We start from the raw sequence: 14,855 nt of genomic DNA on the forward strand, positions 1-14,855 counted from the left end.
GAGGAGGCGCCGGCGACGTCAGCGCTGGGGCCGTGTGAGGGCGAGGAACTCGGCCCGCGTGCGCGGGTCGTCCCGCAGCACCCCGAGCAGGCTCGACGTCACGGTCGTCGTCCCCGGTGCCTGGACACCCCGCAGCGTCATGCAGAGGTGCTCGGCCTCGACGACGACCCCCACCCCCGCAGCCCCCAGCCGGTCGCGCAGCCACGTGGACACCTGGGTGGTCAGGCGCTCCTGCACCTGCGGACGCCTCGAGAAGTGCTCCACGACCCGTGCGAGCTTGGACAGGCCGACGATGCGGTCACCGGGGAGGTAGCCGACGTGCGCGGTGCCGACGAACGGCAGCATGTGGTGCTCGCACAGCGACCGGACGGGGACCCCGCGGGCGACGATCAGCTCGTCGTAGCCGCCGTCGTTGGGGAACGTCGTCATCTCGAACGGCCGCGGGGTGAGGAGCTCCGCCAGGGCAGCGGCCATGCGGGCCGGTGTCCGCGCCAACGACTCGGACGCGAGGTCCACGCCGAGCGAGTCGAGCAGGGCCCGGGCTCCAGCGGCGGCGCCTGCCAGGTCCGGGTCGGCCACGGGGGACGGCCCGGACCAGGCCGTGCGAGCGCTCACGCAGTCGTCCCGGTGGTGGAGGTGACGGTGCGGTCTCGACCCGCGGTCTCGTCGCGGGGCGGGCGTCGTTCAACTCCGGTGCGCAGCGGCCACAGGGCTGGCCGGGCGTCGAACTTCGTCGAGAGCCGTTGCAGCGCAACGGCGGCCAGCAGGAGGCCGAAGTCGCGGAGGGCGACGTCGTACCAGCCTGGGACGAGCAGCAGGTTGACGACGATGCCACCGAGCCAGGCGGCGACGACGACCGAGCCGAGGCGCGGGTGCAGCAGCACGAGCAGGCCGGCGAGCACCTCCACCACCCCGACGGCGTACATCGCCTGGTGCGGGCTCACGGGCAGGGGGCGGGAGAGGACGGGCGCCAGGTACTGGTCCCAGCGGACCAGCAGGTTGGTGAACTTGTCGAGTCCGAAGACGACGGGCGCAACCACGAACGCGCCCCTCAGCACGGCGTAGGCCTGGTAGGACGGGTCGCGGTGCAGCCTTCGGGTCCGCGCGTGCGGAGCCAGGGTGCGGACCTGGTCGTGGTGGCGGTCGCGGGCATCGGTGGTGGCCATGAGCGGCTCCTCTGGTGTGGTGTCCTCCCGACGGCCGACGGGGCGCCCGAAGGTGTGGCGCCGGGTCCGGCGCGGTGGGAGGCTGACTCGGTGTTAGCCGCACCGCACCCCGGGTGTCTTACCAACCCGCACCCAAGCTGTGAGCCGTCGGTAAGACCTCGTCCCGTCCCGGCAGCAAACAGGGCATGACCACCCGTCCACACCACACCACCGGCGCCTGCCGGGCCCCCGGCCCGCCGGTCGACGTCGTCGCCTGGCGCGCCTGCCGGTTGCGGGAGGCAGGGTTCCCGCCGGACCTCGCCGACGAGGTCGCCGCCCAGCGCACCGACCTGCACGCGCTCCTTCAGCTGGTCGACGCCGGCTGCCCTCCCCGCCTCGCCGCGCGCATCCTGTCGCCCCTCGACACCACCCCGCGGTCCCGGTGACCGCGCACAGCCCGGGCCCGATCACCACGGCTGGGCACGGCCCGGACGCCGACCCCGAGGACTGGGTCGCGGCCCTCTCGGGTGGCGGGGCGCAGCAGCTCGCCGCCACCCGACGCCTGCACGACCTGATGCTGCGGGCTGCCGGCCACCAGGTCTCGCGCATGCGCTCCGCCCTACCCGACGACTCGCGGGCGACCGTGGACGTCATCGTCAACCAGGCCGCGGACGAGGCGATGACCGCACTGCTGGCCAAGCTCCACACGTTCGAGGGCCGCAGCCGGTTCACCACGTGGGCCTACAAGTTCGCCATCCTCCAGGCGGCCACGGACGTCCGCCGCGTGCAGTGGCAGCACCGGGAGGTCGAGCTGCACGACCTCGACCTGGCCGGGCGTCCGGCACCCGACCACGACGGGCCCGAGCGGCACGTCGAGGGAGCAGACCTCGCCGCGGCCGTCTCGACGTCGATGCGCACCGTCCTGACGCCGCACCAGCGCAGGGTCGCCATCGCGCTGCTGGTCGACGGCGTCCCCATCGACGTCCTGGCCGACCGCCTCGGGACGACCCGCGGAGCGCTGTACAAGACCGTCCACGACGTCCGCACCCGGCTGCGTGCCGACCTCACCGGCAGAGGCTACCTGCCGCCGGACCCAGCGCACGGCCCGAGACACGTTCCCACGACCCGAGCAGGCATGCCATGAACCCCCAGCCAGCCGCCCGCCCCGGGCCCCTCCAGCCGGATGCCGTCGACGCGCTCCTGCTGGACACCACGCCGTACCTGTCCTGCGAGGAGTGCTTCGAGCGCATGGACGGCCACGTCGAGGCGCTGCTGCGCAACGACCCCCCCGACCCGGCCTTGTCCCGCCACCTGCAGGGCTGTGCAGCCTGCCACGAGGAAGCGAGGTCCCTCGCCGCTCTGCTCAGCAAGGACGGAGCACGGCCCACTCCTGCCGGGTGATCCGGTAGAGCACGTGCCGCCGGGTGGGGTCGCCCTCGGCGATGAGCGGGTGGTCGAAGTCGGCTGACTCGTCGCGCGTCATCCCGATCTTGCGCATGACCGACTGCGACCGGTCGTTGGCGGGGATCGTCATGGCCACCACCTCGTCGAGACCCAGCGGGCCGAACGCGTGCGCCAGCGAGGCCCGCGCACCCTCGGGCGCGTAGCCGCGACCCCAGGCCGAGCTCGCCAGCCGCCACCCGATCTCGACGCAGGGGGTGAAGTGCTCCTCGAACCGTGGCACCGCCAGCCCGACGAACCCGATGAATTCCCCGGTGTCGAGGACCTCGGCCGCCCACAGCCCCCAGCCGTTGCGGGCGATCGCGGTCTCGATGCGGTCGGCCATCGCGTCGCTCGCCGCGCGGTCGAGGTGCCCCGGGAAGTGCTCCATGACCAGCGGGTCGTCGTTCAGCGCTGCGAACGGCTCACGGTCCTCGGGGCGCCACTGGCGCAGGAGCAGCCGCTCCGTGCGCAGCTCGGTCACGACGGTGTCGGCGGGCTCGGCGTCGTCCGGATACTCGGTGGGCTCGGTGGTCAGCTGCTCGGTCACGGGGACACCGTACGGCGCACGCACCGCCCGCGTGGGCACCTTGCGACCGCGCGTGGCACCGTGAGTCCATGCATGACGTCGTGGTGGTCGGAGCGGGCCTGGCAGGGCTGGTGTGTGCGGTGGTCCTGGAGGAGCAGGGCCTCGACGTGCTCGTGGTGGAGGCGGGCGACGTCGTCGGCGGCCGCGTGCGCACCGAGGTCGTCGACGGGCACCTGTGCGACGTCGGGTTCCAGCTGCTCAACCCCTCGTACCCTGCGGTGCGCCGACACCTGGACGTGGAAGCCCTTGCGCTGCAACAGTTCGGGGCCGGTGTCGAGGTGCGGCGAGACGGCGTCACCGCCCTGCTCGCCGACCCGCGGCGCGAGCCCGGCGCGCTGCTCCGCACCCTGGCGAGCGGGCTGGTCACCCCCGGCGAGGTCGCCCGGCTCGCCCGCTGGGCAGCACCCAGCCTGGGCTCCGTGGCGCGGCTGGAGTCGGGCCCGGACTGCTCGCTGGCCGAGTCGCTCGACCGTGCGGGCGTCGACGGCCCGCTGAGGCGCGAGGTGCTCGAGCCGTTCCTGGCGGGGGTCCTCGCCGACGGCAGGGGCCGCACGTCGGCGGCCTTCGTGCTCCTCCTGCTGCGGTCCTTCCTGCTCGGGACGCCCGGTCTCCCAAGCGGCGGGATGCGTGCCGTGCCGGCCCAGCTCGCGGCCAGGCTGCGCCGCCCCGTACGGCTCGGCACCCGGGCCACGCTCGGGTCCAGGACGACCGTGCGCACCGACGGAGGGGAGGTACCTGCGCGGGCGGTGGTCGTCGCCACCGACGTGGCGGGTGCGGCCGAGCTCGGGATCGCTGCCCCGGTGCCCACGCAGGGTCTGCGCACCTGGTGGTTCTCGACGAGCGACCCGGTGCCGACGAGCCGGTGGCTGCGGGTCGACGGCGCCCGGGGGCCGGTCGTCAACACTGCCGTCGTCTCCGACGCCGCGCCCTCCTACGCCCCTCCGGGACGGCGCCTCGTGCAGGCGACGACGCTGGCCACGGCCCCGGACGACGAGCAGCTGGTGCGCCGCGAGGTCGGCCGGGTCTGGTCGACCTCGGCCGCGGGATGGGACCTGTTGGTGCGCCACGACGTCGCCCACGCCCTGCCGTTCGTCCCGCCGCCGCTGGTCGTCCGCCGGCCGGTGGCCCTGGGGGAGGGGCGGTTCGTCGCGGGCGACCACCGCGACACCTCCTCCATCCAGGGCGCCATGGTGTCCGGGCGACGCGCGGCGCATGCGGTCTGCGCCCACCTCGGCGTGGTGGTGGAAGGCGGCCCGCGGTGAAGCCCCTCGACCCCCAGGGGCCACCGCTGCCCACCCACCAGATCATGAGCCAGTGGTGGCGCGACATCTCGTTCCTGCACTGGCCGGTCGAGCCCGCCCTGCTCGCCCCGCTGCTGCCCCGCGGCGTCCGCCCGGACATCTTCGACGGGTCGGCCTGGGTCGGCCTGATCCCGTTCCGGATGGTCGACGCCGGCATCGGCACGGGACCACCGGTGCCGTGGCTCGGCACGTTCGCCGAGACCAACGTGCGCGTGTACTCCGTCGACGACCGGGGCCGGCACGGCGTCACCTTCCTGTCGCTCGAGGCCCAGCGGCTGCTCGTCGTGCTGGGAGCCCGGCTCGGGTTCAACGTCCCCTACGAGTGGGCGTCGATGCAGGTCCGCGACCACGCCGCTCCCGGTGGTGACGAGGGCGACGGCCGGGTGCTGACCTACACCACCCGCCGGTTCACCCGCTCGCGCGCTGCCGGTGGCCGCCCGCCACGGTCGCGCATCACCGTGCGCGTGGGGGAGCGGCTGGGCGAGCCATCGCCGCTCGAGCTCTTCCTCACCGCGCGGTTCGGCCTGCACACGCAGGTGGCGGGACAGTCCCTGTGGGTGCCCAACACCCACGGGCCCTGGCCGCTGCGGTCCGCCGAGGTGCTGGAGCTCGACGACGAGCTGGTCGTCGCTGCAGGGCTGGGCACGTTCGCCCGGACGACCCCGCCCGCGAGCGTGCTGTTCTCGACCGGGGTGCGCACCACCTTCGGGTTCCCCCAGCGCCTCTGACCGCGCCGTACCGGCCACCACGTCCGGCGCCCGGGCAGCAGGGGTGGCCCGGACACCGAACCGGCCACGACAGCCGGCAGGTCGCCAGCTGTCGTGGCCGGGTGGTCACGGTGGTGCGGGTCAGCGCCCGGCAGGCACCCTCTCCGCACGGTCGCCTTCCGGTGACTCGTCGACCTGGTCGGTCCCGTCCACCCGGGCGGACCCGTGGTCGTCGTCGACCATCGTGGACTCGTCGAAGGGCAGGTGGCCGGCGAGCACCGCGTCGAGCCGGGGCCGGTCGAGCTCGCCCACCCAGTGGCCGATGAGCACCGTCGCGATCGAGTTGCCGGCGAAGTTGGTCAGCGCCCGCGCCTCGCTCATCATGCGGTCGATGCCGACGATGAACCCGACACCGTCGACGAGGTCGGGGCGGTGCGACTGCAGGCCACCGGCCAGGGTCGCCAGGCCAGCGCCGGTGACGCCGGCGGCGCCCTTGGAGGCGATGATCATGAACAGCAGCAACGAGATCTGCTGGCTGAGGCTGAACGGCTTGTCCATGGCGTCGGCGATGAACAGCGACGCCATCGTCAGGTAGATCGCGGTGCCGTCGAGGTTGAACGAGTAGCCGGTCGGGACGGTGATGCCGACGACGGGACGGGAGACCCCGGCGTGCTCCATCTTCGCGATGAGGCGGGGCAGGGCCGACTCCGACGACGAGGTCGACAGGATGAGCAGGAACTCGCGACCCAGGTACCTCAGCAGCGAGAACACGTTGACACCGGTGAAGGCCTTGAGCACCAGGCCGAGGACGACGAACACGAACAGCGCACACGTGATGTAGAACGCGATCATCACCTGGGCCAGGCTCTTGAGCGCGTCGAGCCCGGTGGCGCCGACGACGGCTGCCATCGCGCCGAACGCACCGATCGGCGCGGCGTACATGATCATCGCCATGAGGCGGAAGACGAGCCGCTCGAAGTGCTTGATGCCGACGAGGATCGGCTCACCGGCGCGGCCCATCTTCTGCAGCGCGAAGCCGACCAGCAGGGCCACCAGCAGCGCCTGGAGCACCGAGCCGGCCGTCAGGGCGGAGACGAGCGTGTCGGGGATGAGGCCGAGGACGAAGTCGACCGTGCTCTCGCTCTTCTCGCCGACCTGGGCCTGGCCGGTCTTGGCGAGGGCGTCGGTGAGGTGCAGCCCGGCGCCGGGCTTGACGATGTTGCCCACCACCAGGCCGATCGCGAGCGCGAAGGTCGACATGGTCAGGAAGTAGCCGAGGGCCAGGCCGCCGACCTTGCCGACCTGCGCGGCCCGGCGGACCGAGCCGATGCCGAGGACGATGGTGCAGAAGATGATCGGCGTGATCATCATCTTGATCAGGTTGACGAAGCCGGTGCCAAGCCACTTCAGCTTGATCCCGAAGTCGGGGAAGGCGAACCCGACGATGATGCCCAGGACCATCGCGACGATGACCGCGAGGTAGAGGTAGTGCGTCCGGTCACGGCGGGGTGCCGGGCGGTCGACGGCGTTGTCGGCTGCGGTGCTCACGTGTTCTCCAGTGGACTCGGTCCCGGGCAGGCCGGGAGGGGTGAACTCCGGACGAGTATGGGCGCCGCAGTGGCTAGGGTCACCCTTGTGTTCTTTGAGTTCCGGTGGGCCCACGGCCCCGCCGGGGTCCCCGGTGCGGCGGTATGGCGCTGAGCCCGGGCCGCTGGGCCCCCTCACCCGGGCGGTGGAGCGTCGCCGCCCAGACCTTCGCCCTGCAGGTCCTCGTCGCCCTGCTCGTGGTCGGCATCGGCACCGGCGCGGCGTACGCGCAGGCGCAGCGCGCGGGCACCCAGGAGGCGACGGCGCGGGCGCTCGCAGTGGCGCGGACTGTGGCCAGCGCCCCCGAGGTGGTGGCCGCGGTGCAGACCGCCGACCGTGCCGGGCGGTTGCAGGCCTTCGCCGAGGACGTGCGACGCCACACCCGGACCGACTTCGTGGTCATCATGAGCCCCACCGGCACCCGGTTCACCCACCCGGACACCTCGCTCATCGGCAAGCAGTTCATCGGCCACATCGAGCAGGCGCAGCGCGGCGGCACGGTCGTCGAGGACTACACCGGCACCCTGGGTCCGTCCCGCCGCGCGGTGGTGCCGGTCAGGGCGGGCGCCGGCGACGACGGCCCGGTGGTCGGCCTGGTCGCGGTGGGCATACGCAAGGCGGCGGTGAGCCGCCGGCTGGAGGGCCAGCTGGTCGCGCTGCTCGGCGCGGGCCTCGCCGCAGCGGTGCTCACCGGGATCGCGACGGCGCTGGTCGCCCGCCGCGTACGGCGCCAGACCCACGGCCTCGGGGAGCGGCAGCTGCGCGAGATGGTCGAGTACTACGACGCCGTCCTGCACGCCGTGACCGAGGGGCTGCTGCTCATCGACCTCGAGGGCAGGCTCCGGCTCGCCAACGACGAGGCCGTCCGGCTCCTCGGGCTCGGCGAGGGCGCGGTGGGGCAGCCCGTCGCGGACCTCGGGCTCTCGGGCCCGCTCACTGACGCGCTCACCGACGAGACGCCGCGCGAGGACGAGCTGCACGTCACCGCGGCCCGGGTGCTCGTGCTCAACACCGCGCCGGCCCGCTGGGACGGTCGCGCCCTGGGCCACGTCGCCACGCTGCGCGACCGCACCGACCTCGAGCACCTCACCGGCGAGCTCGACTCGGCTCGCGGGCTGACCGAGGCGCTGCGCTCGCAGGCCCACGAGTCGGCCAACCGCCTGCACACCATCGTCTCGCTCATCGAGCTCGGTCACCCCGACCGGGCGCTGGAGTTCGCGACCGAGGAGCTCGAGCTCTCGCAGCTGCTCACCGACCGGGTCGTCGCCGGCATCGAGGAGCCGGCACTGTCCGCGCTCCTGCTCGGCAAGGCGGCCGAGGCGGGCGAGCGCGGCATCGACCTGCGCATCGGCGAGGGCGCCGTCTGGCCCGTGGACGCCCTACCGGCGCGCGACGTCGTCACCATCGTGGGCAACCTCATCGACAACGCCTTCGACGCCGTCGCAGGTGAGCCGGGGGAGCGGCAGGTGCGGGTCGACGCGGTCCGTGACGGTGGTGACGTCGTGCTCACCGTCGCCGACACCGGCCCCGGCCTGCCCCCGGGCGCCGTGGCGAAGGCGTTCGAGCGCGGGGTGTCGTCCAAGGACGAGGGGCAGGAGGGTCGGCGCGGCATCGGGCTGGCGCTGGTGTCCCAGAGCGTCAGCCGCCTCGGCGGGTCGCTGTCGGTGGACGGAGGCCCCGGCGCGGTGTTCACCGTGCGCCTGCCGGTGGCCGGTCCCGCAGGCGCGGGGTGGTGACCGGTGGCTGACACGCCCCTGCAGGTCCTGGTCGTCGAGGACGAGCCGGTCGCCGCCCAGGCGCACGCCGCCTACGTGGCGCGGGTCGACGGGTTCGCGGTCGCGCGCACGGTCGGCACGGCCGCTGCGGCCCTCCAGGCCCTGGCCGCGACGCGGGTCGACGTGGTGCTGCTCGACATGAACCTGCCGGACGGCCACGGGCTCGACGTGATCCGCCGGATGCGCGCCGCCGGCCACCGGGCCGACGTCATCGCCGTCACCTCGGCCCGCGACCTCGAGGTCGTCCGCGGCGCGGTGTCGCTCGGCGTCGTCCAGTACCTGCTCAAGCCGTTCGTGTTCGCCACCCTCCGCGACCGGCTCGAAGCCCACCTCGCCTACCGCCGCCAGCTGCCGTCCTCGGCGCGGGTCGACACCCAGGCCGAGGTCGACGAGGTGCTCGCCGGGGCTCGCCCGTCGCCGCGCGCGTCGGTGCCCAAGGGCATGAGCGAGGACCTCCTCAGCCGGGTGACGCGGGCCCTGCGTGACGGCACGAGGGACAGCGGCCTGTCCGCGAGCGAGCTGGGCGAGGCCGTCGGGGTCAGCCGGGTGACGGCCCGCCGCTACGCGGAGTACCTGTGCGACGCGCGGGTGGTGGTGCGCAGCTCCCGGTACGCGGGGCAGGGGCGCCCCGAGGTCGAGTACCGCTGGGCCGGGTGACAGGGCCAGGGCCAGGGGCCTAGCCGATCTCGGCCAGGCGGGGCGCCACCCGCTCGCCGAACGCCGTCACCGTGGCCGCAGGGTCGGGAGCCATCGCCCGGAGGTGGATGTGCTCGACCCCGAGGTCCGCATAGGCCTGTGCGGTGCGCAGGAAGCCGTCGACGTCGCCGAGCGGGTCACCCTGCGGCCCCATGACGGTCTTCTCGATCGTCGCGTAGTCGCGTCCCACGTCGTCGCAGTGGCGCCGCAGCACCTCCAGCTTGTGGGCGAGCTCGTCCGCGCCGGAGACGATCAGGTTGGTCGCGTCGGCGTACTGCGCGACCAGCCGCAGCGTCTTCTTCTCCCCGCTGCCGCCGACCACGATCGGCGGGTGCGGCCGGGTGAGCGGCTGCGGCACGTTGATCGTCTCGGCCAGCTGGTAGTGCTTCCCCTCGAACGGCCCCTCGTCGTCGCTCCACATCTGCTGGACGATCTGCAGGGTCTCCTCGAGGCGCTCGAACCGCTCGGCGACCGGCGGGTAGGGCACGCCCAGCGCGAGGTGCTCGCGCTCGTACCAGGCGGCGCCGATGCCCAGGAACGCCCGACCGCCGCTCACGACGTCGAGGGTGGTGGCGATCTTGGCGAGCAGCCCGGGGTGCCGGTACGTCACGCCCGTGACGACGGTCCCGAGCTTGACCCGTTCGGTCGCCCCGGCCAGGAACCCGAGCGTCGTGTAGGCCTCCAGCATGGGGTCGTGGGCGGTGCGGAAGAACTCCATCTGGAAGTAGTGGTCCATCACGGTCAGCCACGAGGCGCCGGCGGCCTCTGCCGCTGCCGCAGTGGAGCGCAGGGCGGGGGCGTACGACGCCGGGCCCTGCGGGATGGTGAAGTCGAGGAAGTGGAATCCGAAGCGCATGGTCGAAGTCTGCGCCCCTTTCCCGCCCTCGGCGCGTCGGGGACCGGGCGTCGTGCAGCTGCCGCGGTGGCCGCGGCGAGGCCTCAGCCGTCGAGCGCCTTGAGCAGTGCGATGCAGAAGGTCACCTCGTCGGCGTCGCCGTCCTTGGCGGCCCAGCCGGCGTTGATGGCGGTGTGGACGTAGGACCACTCGAGCGCCTCGTCCTCGTCGATGCCGGCCGCGTCGCAGGTGACCTCGACCCGTCGCCGGACCAGGTAGCGGAACGCCGAGCCGGTCCCGAGCTCGTCGCGGCGGTTGCGCAGCAGCGGCTGGACCTCGAACCCCGGGTGGCCGGCAACGGCGTTCGGGTCGATCGCCACCCACGCCGGGCGGTCGGAGCCGGGGAGGCTGTGCAGGACGTTCTCGTTGTGAAGGTCGCCGTGCAGCAGCGTCGCGTCGCAGGCGGGGTCGGAGAGCAGGTCGTCGAGCAGTCCCGCCGTGCGTTCGGCCATGCGCCGGGGCAGGACCGAGCCCTCCCCTAGCAGCGGGGCGGCGTGCCGACGGACGTGGGCCGAGAGCCTGCCGACCTGGGGTGGGGCCGGGACGTGCAGCCGGGCCAGCAGCTCGCCGGTCACCTCACAGGCCGCGTCGACGTCGAGGTCCCGGAGGTCGTGGCTGCTGTCGAGCGGCTCCAGCAGCAGCGCGCTGCGGTGCGGGTCCGCGGCCACGAGCCGCACGGCGCCGTGGCCGTCCCACAGCCGCAGCGCCAGGGCCTCGTCGCGCGCCTCGACGTGCGGCCAGCCGACCTTGAGGGCAAGGGGTGCCCCCTCGCGCAGGACGGGGAGCACGACCGAGGTCCGGCCGGTGCGTGCGGGGCCGGTCACGGTGAGGTCCCAGTCGTCGAGCAGGTCGGCCAGCAGCTTCGGCAGCCCGGCCGCCCACGCGCTCCCGGACGGTCCACCGACCGCGCCCTCCTCGGCGGTGAAGCGCTGGACGAACGCCAGGAAGGCCGGTGGCAGCAGCGCCGCCGCGTCCTGCACGCGGGTCACGCGGGTGCCACGAGCCCGGGGAAGGGGGTCAGGGCGACGCCCCACCGTGAGGCCAGGACCTCGGTGTCGGCGAGCCACTGCACCACGGCGCCGAGCGGCCCGGCCTCACCGCCGGTCGAGCCGAGGTCGCGGGCCCCCGTGGCCAGCAGCTCGGTGAGCAGGTGGGCCGCGAGCTTGCGGGCCGCAGCCGGCGTCGCGACGGGGTACGGCAGCGGGTAGGCGAGGGGGGGTGGCGCTGCGGCCGGCCCGGCCAGCGCCTCCTGGCGTCCTTGGCGGGCCTCGAGGACCGCGAGGGTCGTGCGGGCGAGAGTCCGCTGCGCGCCGGTGGGGGACTGTGCCGCGACGACCTGGAAGCCGTACACGGCAGCGCGGGTGCTCTGGAGGTACGACGCCGCCAGCGACGGCTCGGACCACTTCGGCTCCGGCCAGGTCGTCGGCGTCCCGAGCAGGGCCGCGGCAGCCGCACGCTGCGCGAGCAGGGCCCCCGCCAGGGGGAGGACCTCGGCGGGAACCCCGGCGAGGTCGGTGATCGCCGCGGGACCGAGGTCGCCGGCCTCAGAGGCGGCCAGGGCCTGGGGCCCGGTGACCGCCCCCGCGGTCGCCCCGGACGAGGCACCAGAGGACTGGGTGGACGAAGGGCCGGACGAAGGGCCGGCCGAGGGTGAGGTCGTGGTGGCGGTGCCGTCCGGCTCCTCGGCGCCGTCGACCACCGAGACCGGTACGCCGAGGCGCAGCAGCTCGGTGCGCAGCACCTCCGCCTGGCGCGTGTGCAGGACGGCGAGCCGCGCCGGCAGGGCCTTGGCCGGGCCGCCCAGGGCCTTCGCCTCCGCCGCGAGGTCCAGGCTGTGGCGCCTCAGCGCGAGCAGGAAGGGCTCGCCCCGTAGCGGCCGCCGCTCCGGCGCCCCGCCACCCCGAGGTGCGTCGCCCTCGAGCCGGATCCCGCACGCAGCCAGCGGGGCCGACACCAGCGCCGACACCAGGGCCACGGTCCCGAACCGGGCGCCCGCGGCGAGCACGTCCCGCCGCGTCGGGCACGACGGCGTACCGGGTCGGTGCTCGGGCATGCGCCGATCATGGCACGCGGGTGCGGCCCGTCCGTGCAGGGCTGTGGCAGGGATGTGCTGGCATGCATCGCGCCTGCGCCGTGGATAGAGTGGGCGCGCACCACCACCAGAACTTCAGAGAGGACGAGTCAGTTGAGCGTCAAGGACCAGATTCGTCCCGCGGTGGAAGGCCCCCTCGCGGCCCTCGGGCTGCTCGTCGAGGACGTGGCCGTGACGCCCGCCGGCAAGCGCCGGCTCGTCCGCATCTGGATCGACCGCGTCCTCGAGGCGACCGACGGTCCCACCACGACGGCCACCGACCCCCTCAGCCTCGACGAGGTGGCCGACGCCACCCGCACGATCGGGGACGCCCTCGACGAGGCCGACGCCATGGGGGAGCAGCCCTACACCCTCGAGGTGACCTCGCCCGGCGTCGACCGGCCGCTGACCGAGCCGCGTCACTACCGTCGCAACATCACCCGCCTCGTCACCCTCACCCCGCTCGAGGGGGCCCCGGTCACCGGGCGGCTGGTGAGCGCCGACGACGAGGGCGTCACCGTCGAGGTGCCGGCCACGAAGAAGACGCCGGCACGCACCGAGCAGCACCCGTACTCCGCCCTGTCGCGGGCCGCCGTGGAGGTCGAGTTCTCCCGCCCCGGCGCAGCGCCGGGCCCCGCCAACGACGGTGACGAGCACGACGACACCGACCTGCACGACGACGTCGACGAGACCGACGACGACACCGAGGAGAGCTGACATGGACATCGACCTGACCGCCCTGCGGGCCCTGGAGCGCGAGCGGGACATCTCCCTCGACATCCTCATCCCTGCCATCGAGCAGGCCCTCCTCGTCGCCTACCACCGCACCGACGACTCCTACCGCCACGCACGCGTCGAGCTCGACCGCAAGACCGGGCACGTCATCGTGTGGGCGCGCGAAGAGCTCGAGACGCCCGAGCCCGCCGAGGGCGAGGAGCGTCCGCCCCGCGAGTTCGGGCCCGAGTTCGACGACACCCCGACCGGCTTCGGCCGCATCGCCGCCGCGACCGCGCGGCAGGTCATCGTGCAGCGCCTGCGCGACCTCGAGGACGAGGCGATCATGGGCGACTTCAAGGGCCGTGAGGGTGACGTCGTCGCCGGCGTCATCCAGCAGAGCCCCGACCCACGCCACGTCACGGTCGACTTCGGCACCGTCGAGGGGATCCTGCCCCTCGCCGAGCAGGTGCCGGGGGAGAAGTACGTGCACGGCGAGCGCCTGCGCTGCTTCGTGGTGTCCGTGCGCCGCGGGCCGAAGGGACCGCAGATCGGCCTGTCGCGCACCCACCCCAACCTCGTGCGCAAGCTCTTCGCCCTCGAGGTGCCCGAGATCGCCGACGGCTCCGTCGAGATCGCGGCCCTGGCCCGTGAGGCCGGTCACCGCACGAAGATCGCCGTGCACTCCAAGGTCGCTGGACTCAACGCCAAGGGCGCCTGCATCGGCCCGATGGGCGCCCGCGTCCGTGCGGTGATGACCGAGCTGCACGGCGAGAAGATCGACATCGTCGACTACTCCGAGGACCCGCGGACGTTCGTGGCCGCGGCCCTGTCGCCCTCGCGGGTGGAGTCGGTCGAGATCGTCGACCCGCAGCTGCGCTCCGCCCGGGTCGTCGTGCCCGACTACCAGCTGTCCCTGGCCATCGGCAAGGAGGGCCAGAACGCCCGCCTCGCCGCCAAGCTCACCGGCTGGCGCATCGACATCCGCCCGGACACCCAGGCCGACCCCGCCGGCGCCTCGAGCGCGGGGCGCGGTGCGCCGCGTACGGGGGCCTCCGAGGGGTCCGCAGGGCGTCGCAGCAGCACGGGTGACGCACCCGGGCGCCAGTAGGGGATAGACTGGTGGGGACCGACCGGACTGGACTCCGGACCGCAGCACGCACCACCACCCCCCGCTCCACGACCCGGGTACCCACCCGGACGTGTGTGGGGTGCCGCGGGACGGATAGCTGGTCGGCCCTCCTGCGAGTGGTCGCGGAGACGGACGATGCCGGGGTGACCCGGCTGGCGCCTGACCCGCGTCGCCTCCTGCCGGGGCGTGGCGCATGGCTGCACCCGACGGGGGAGTGTCTCGAGCAGGCCCTGCGCCGCCGGGCGTTCGGCCGGGCGCTGCGTGTCGGCTCCGGGCCTGACCCGGCAGCCGTCGTGGCCTACGTCGAGGCCCACACCGAGTCGCCGCACGGCGGCCCGGCCGGCACCACCGCAGGATGAGCACCGCGAACCAACCGTCCATCGCTATGGGAACCGAAAGCGGGTTTGACGCTGATGAGCACCCGATGAGAACTCAGCAATGAGCTCCCCCCAGCAGTAACGACGGTCCGCGCCTGTCCTGGCACGGACCAGGAACAGGAGAAACGTGGCCAAGGTCCGTGTAAGCGCGCTCGCCAAAGAGCTCGGCACCGACAGCAAGACGCTGATCGCCCACCTCAACAGCATCGGCGAGTACGTCAAGACCGCCAGCTCGACCATCGAGGCACCGGTCGTCCGCAAGGCGACCGAGACGTTCCCCGCGGAGAAGCGTTCCGCGGGCGCCAAGCCCTCGCCCGCCAAGGCGGCCCCGGCACCGGCAGCCCCTGCTGCCAAGCCGGCTGCCGAGGCGGCCCCCGCCGCACCTGCGGCGCAGACCCCGTCCGCCCCGGCTGCCGCCCCCGCGGC

18 protein-coding genes are annotated in these 14,855 nt (G+C 73.9%); 11 read left to right on the plus strand and 7 right to left on the minus strand.

The genetic code is table 11. The features are described 5' to 3' along the window. Positions 1–18: 18 nt before the first annotated feature. Both folE and AB4Z02_RS09450 read right to left on the minus strand, forming a co-directional pair. A complete protein-coding gene (gene folE, locus AB4Z02_RS09445; RefSeq protein WP_441970551.1) occupies positions 19–615 on the minus strand; it encodes a GTP cyclohydrolase I FolE in 597 nt (198 codons plus the stop codon). Continuing rightward, a complete protein-coding gene (locus AB4Z02_RS09450) occupies positions 612–1,166 on the minus strand; it encodes a hypothetical protein (RefSeq protein WP_235531438.1) in 555 nt (184 codons plus the stop codon). The genes folE and AB4Z02_RS09450 overlap by 4 nt, the downstream gene beginning before the upstream one ends. A gap of 185 nt (positions 1,167–1,351) precedes the next feature. Between AB4Z02_RS09450 and AB4Z02_RS09455 the strand changes: the two genes are divergently transcribed. From AB4Z02_RS09455 to AB4Z02_RS09465, 3 genes are read left to right on the plus strand one after another with little or no spacing between them, the layout of a single operon-like run. Next, a complete protein-coding gene (locus AB4Z02_RS09455) occupies positions 1,352–1,591 on the plus strand; it encodes a hypothetical protein (RefSeq protein ID WP_056883691.1) in 240 nt (79 codons plus the stop codon). Further along, on the plus strand, positions 1,588–2,289 hold the full coding sequence (locus tag AB4Z02_RS09460) for an RNA polymerase sigma factor (protein ID WP_441970554.1): 702 nt from the start codon (positions 1,588–1,590) through the stop codon (positions 2,287–2,289). Before AB4Z02_RS09455 ends, AB4Z02_RS09460 begins: the two co-directional genes overlap by 4 nt. Then, positions 2,286–2,546 carry a hypothetical protein gene (locus tag AB4Z02_RS09465; RefSeq protein WP_441970555.1) on the plus strand — a complete coding sequence of 87 codons (261 nt, stop codon included), beginning with the start codon at positions 2,286–2,288 and terminating at the stop codon, positions 2,544–2,546. Before AB4Z02_RS09460 ends, AB4Z02_RS09465 begins: the two co-directional genes overlap by 4 nt. Here the strand turns inward: AB4Z02_RS09465 and AB4Z02_RS09470 are convergent. After that, the gene (locus AB4Z02_RS09470) at positions 2,509–3,135 is read right to left on the minus strand and encodes a GNAT family N-acetyltransferase (protein WP_441970557.1); all 627 of its coding nucleotides are present in this window, start codon (positions 3,133–3,135) and stop codon (positions 2,509–2,511) included. The two genes, AB4Z02_RS09465 and AB4Z02_RS09470, sit on opposite strands and share 38 nt — an antisense overlap. Before the next feature lie 68 nt (positions 3,136–3,203). Here AB4Z02_RS09470 and AB4Z02_RS09475 point away from each other — a divergent pair, with 68 nt between their 5' ends. Together AB4Z02_RS09475 and AB4Z02_RS09480 are read left to right on the plus strand one after the other, a co-directional pair. Further along, positions 3,204–4,436 (plus strand): NAD(P)/FAD-dependent oxidoreductase, encoded by a 1,233-nt coding sequence (locus tag AB4Z02_RS09475; RefSeq protein ID WP_441970559.1) that lies wholly within the window; start codon positions 3,204–3,206, stop codon positions 4,434–4,436. Further along, entirely contained in the window at positions 4,433–5,203 is a 771-nt protein-coding gene (locus tag AB4Z02_RS09480) for a YqjF family protein (protein ID WP_441970561.1), read from the plus strand. The genes AB4Z02_RS09475 and AB4Z02_RS09480 overlap by 4 nt, the downstream gene beginning before the upstream one ends. 120 nt (positions 5,204–5,323) lie before the next feature. Here the strand turns inward: AB4Z02_RS09480 and AB4Z02_RS09485 are convergent, their stop codons facing one another. Beyond that, a complete protein-coding gene (locus AB4Z02_RS09485; RefSeq protein WP_441970563.1) occupies positions 5,324–6,730 on the minus strand; it encodes a cation:dicarboxylate symporter family transporter in 1,407 nt (468 codons plus the stop codon). A 143-nt stretch (positions 6,731–6,873) separates the two neighbouring features. Here AB4Z02_RS09485 and AB4Z02_RS09490 point away from each other — a divergent pair, with 143 nt between their 5' ends. Both AB4Z02_RS09490 and AB4Z02_RS09495 read left to right on the plus strand, forming a co-directional pair. Next, on the plus strand, positions 6,874–8,505 hold the full coding sequence (locus AB4Z02_RS09490; RefSeq protein ID WP_441970565.1) for a sensor histidine kinase: 1,632 nt from the start codon (positions 6,874–6,876) through the stop codon (positions 8,503–8,505). Positions 8,506–8,508: 3 nt separating this feature from the next. Then, on the plus strand, positions 8,509–9,201 hold the full coding sequence (locus tag AB4Z02_RS09495) for a response regulator (protein WP_441970567.1): 693 nt from the start codon (positions 8,509–8,511) through the stop codon (positions 9,199–9,201). 19 nt (positions 9,202–9,220) lie between these two features. Here the strand turns inward: AB4Z02_RS09495 and AB4Z02_RS09500 are convergent, their stop codons facing one another. The 3 genes from AB4Z02_RS09500 to AB4Z02_RS09510 all read right to left on the minus strand — a co-directional run bounded on the left by AB4Z02_RS09500 (position 9,221) and on the right by AB4Z02_RS09510 (position 12,188). Continuing rightward, complete coding sequence (locus tag AB4Z02_RS09500; protein WP_441970569.1) at positions 9,221–10,096, minus strand: LLM class F420-dependent oxidoreductase; 876 nt, start codon at positions 10,094–10,096, stop codon at positions 9,221–9,223. A gap of 83 nt (positions 10,097–10,179) precedes the next feature. After that, complete coding sequence (locus AB4Z02_RS09505; protein WP_441970571.1) at positions 10,180–11,124, minus strand: aminoglycoside phosphotransferase family protein; 945 nt, start codon at positions 11,122–11,124, stop codon at positions 10,180–10,182. After that, the gene (locus AB4Z02_RS09510) at positions 11,121–12,188 is read right to left on the minus strand and encodes a DUF4439 domain-containing protein (RefSeq protein ID WP_441970573.1); all 1,068 of its coding nucleotides are present in this window, start codon (positions 12,186–12,188) and stop codon (positions 11,121–11,123) included. Before AB4Z02_RS09510 ends, AB4Z02_RS09505 begins: the two co-directional genes overlap by 4 nt. Before the next feature lie 132 nt (positions 12,189–12,320). On the opposite strand from AB4Z02_RS09510, the gene rimP reads away from it, so the two are divergent. The 4 genes from rimP to AB4Z02_RS09530 all read left to right on the plus strand — a co-directional run. Then, positions 12,321–12,923, plus strand: coding sequence for a ribosome maturation factor RimP (gene rimP, locus AB4Z02_RS09515; RefSeq protein WP_200949240.1), 603 nt, complete (start codon positions 12,321–12,323; stop codon positions 12,921–12,923). Between the two features lies 1 nt (position 12,924). Beyond that, positions 12,925–14,031 carry a transcription termination factor NusA gene (nusA, locus tag AB4Z02_RS09520; protein WP_056883701.1) on the plus strand — a complete coding sequence of 369 codons (1,107 nt, stop codon included), beginning with the start codon at positions 12,925–12,927 and terminating at the stop codon, positions 14,029–14,031. 137 nt (positions 14,032–14,168) lie between these two features. Continuing rightward, on the plus strand, positions 14,169–14,411 hold the full coding sequence (locus tag AB4Z02_RS09525; RefSeq protein WP_235531440.1) for a YlxR family protein: 243 nt from the start codon (positions 14,169–14,171) through the stop codon (positions 14,409–14,411). A 145-nt stretch (positions 14,412–14,556) separates the two neighbouring features. Next, positions 14,557–14,855 (plus strand): translation initiation factor IF-2 N-terminal domain-containing protein (locus tag AB4Z02_RS09530; RefSeq protein WP_441970575.1); only part of this gene is annotated, 299 nt, incomplete at its 3' end.

The sequence above is a fragment of the Pedococcus sp. 2YAF34 genome (assembly GCF_052114585.1).
Lineage (GTDB): Bacteria > Actinomycetota > Actinomycetes > Actinomycetales > Dermatophilaceae > Pedococcus.

What these genes read in the sequence shown, in the direction of transcription:
- AB4Z02_RS09500 (WP_441970569.1), bottom strand. Translation starts at nt 10,096, where the DNA reads ATGCGCTTCGGATTCCACTTCCTCGACTTCACCATCCCGCAGGGCCCG.
- AB4Z02_RS09465 (WP_441970555.1), top strand. Translation starts at nt 2,286, where the DNA reads ATGAACCCCCAGCCAGCCGCCCGCCCCGGGCCCCTCCAGCCGGATGCC.
- AB4Z02_RS09490 (WP_441970565.1), top strand. Translation starts at nt 6,874, where the DNA reads ATGGCGCTGAGCCCGGGCCGCTGGGCCCCCTCACCCGGGCGGTGGAGC.
- AB4Z02_RS09455 (WP_056883691.1), top strand. Translation starts at nt 1,352, where the DNA reads ATGACCACCCGTCCACACCACACCACCGGCGCCTGCCGGGCCCCCGGC.
- AB4Z02_RS09510 (WP_441970573.1), bottom strand. Translation starts at nt 12,188, where the DNA reads ATGCCCGAGCACCGACCCGGTACGCCGTCGTGCCCGACGCGGCGGGAC.
- AB4Z02_RS09475 (WP_441970559.1), top strand. Translation starts at nt 3,204, where the DNA reads ATGCATGACGTCGTGGTGGTCGGAGCGGGCCTGGCAGGGCTGGTGTGT.
- AB4Z02_RS09450 (WP_235531438.1), bottom strand. Translation starts at nt 1,166, where the DNA reads ATGGCCACCACCGATGCCCGCGACCGCCACCACGACCAGGTCCGCACC.
- nusA (WP_056883701.1), top strand. Translation starts at nt 12,925, where the DNA reads ATGGACATCGACCTGACCGCCCTGCGGGCCCTGGAGCGCGAGCGGGAC.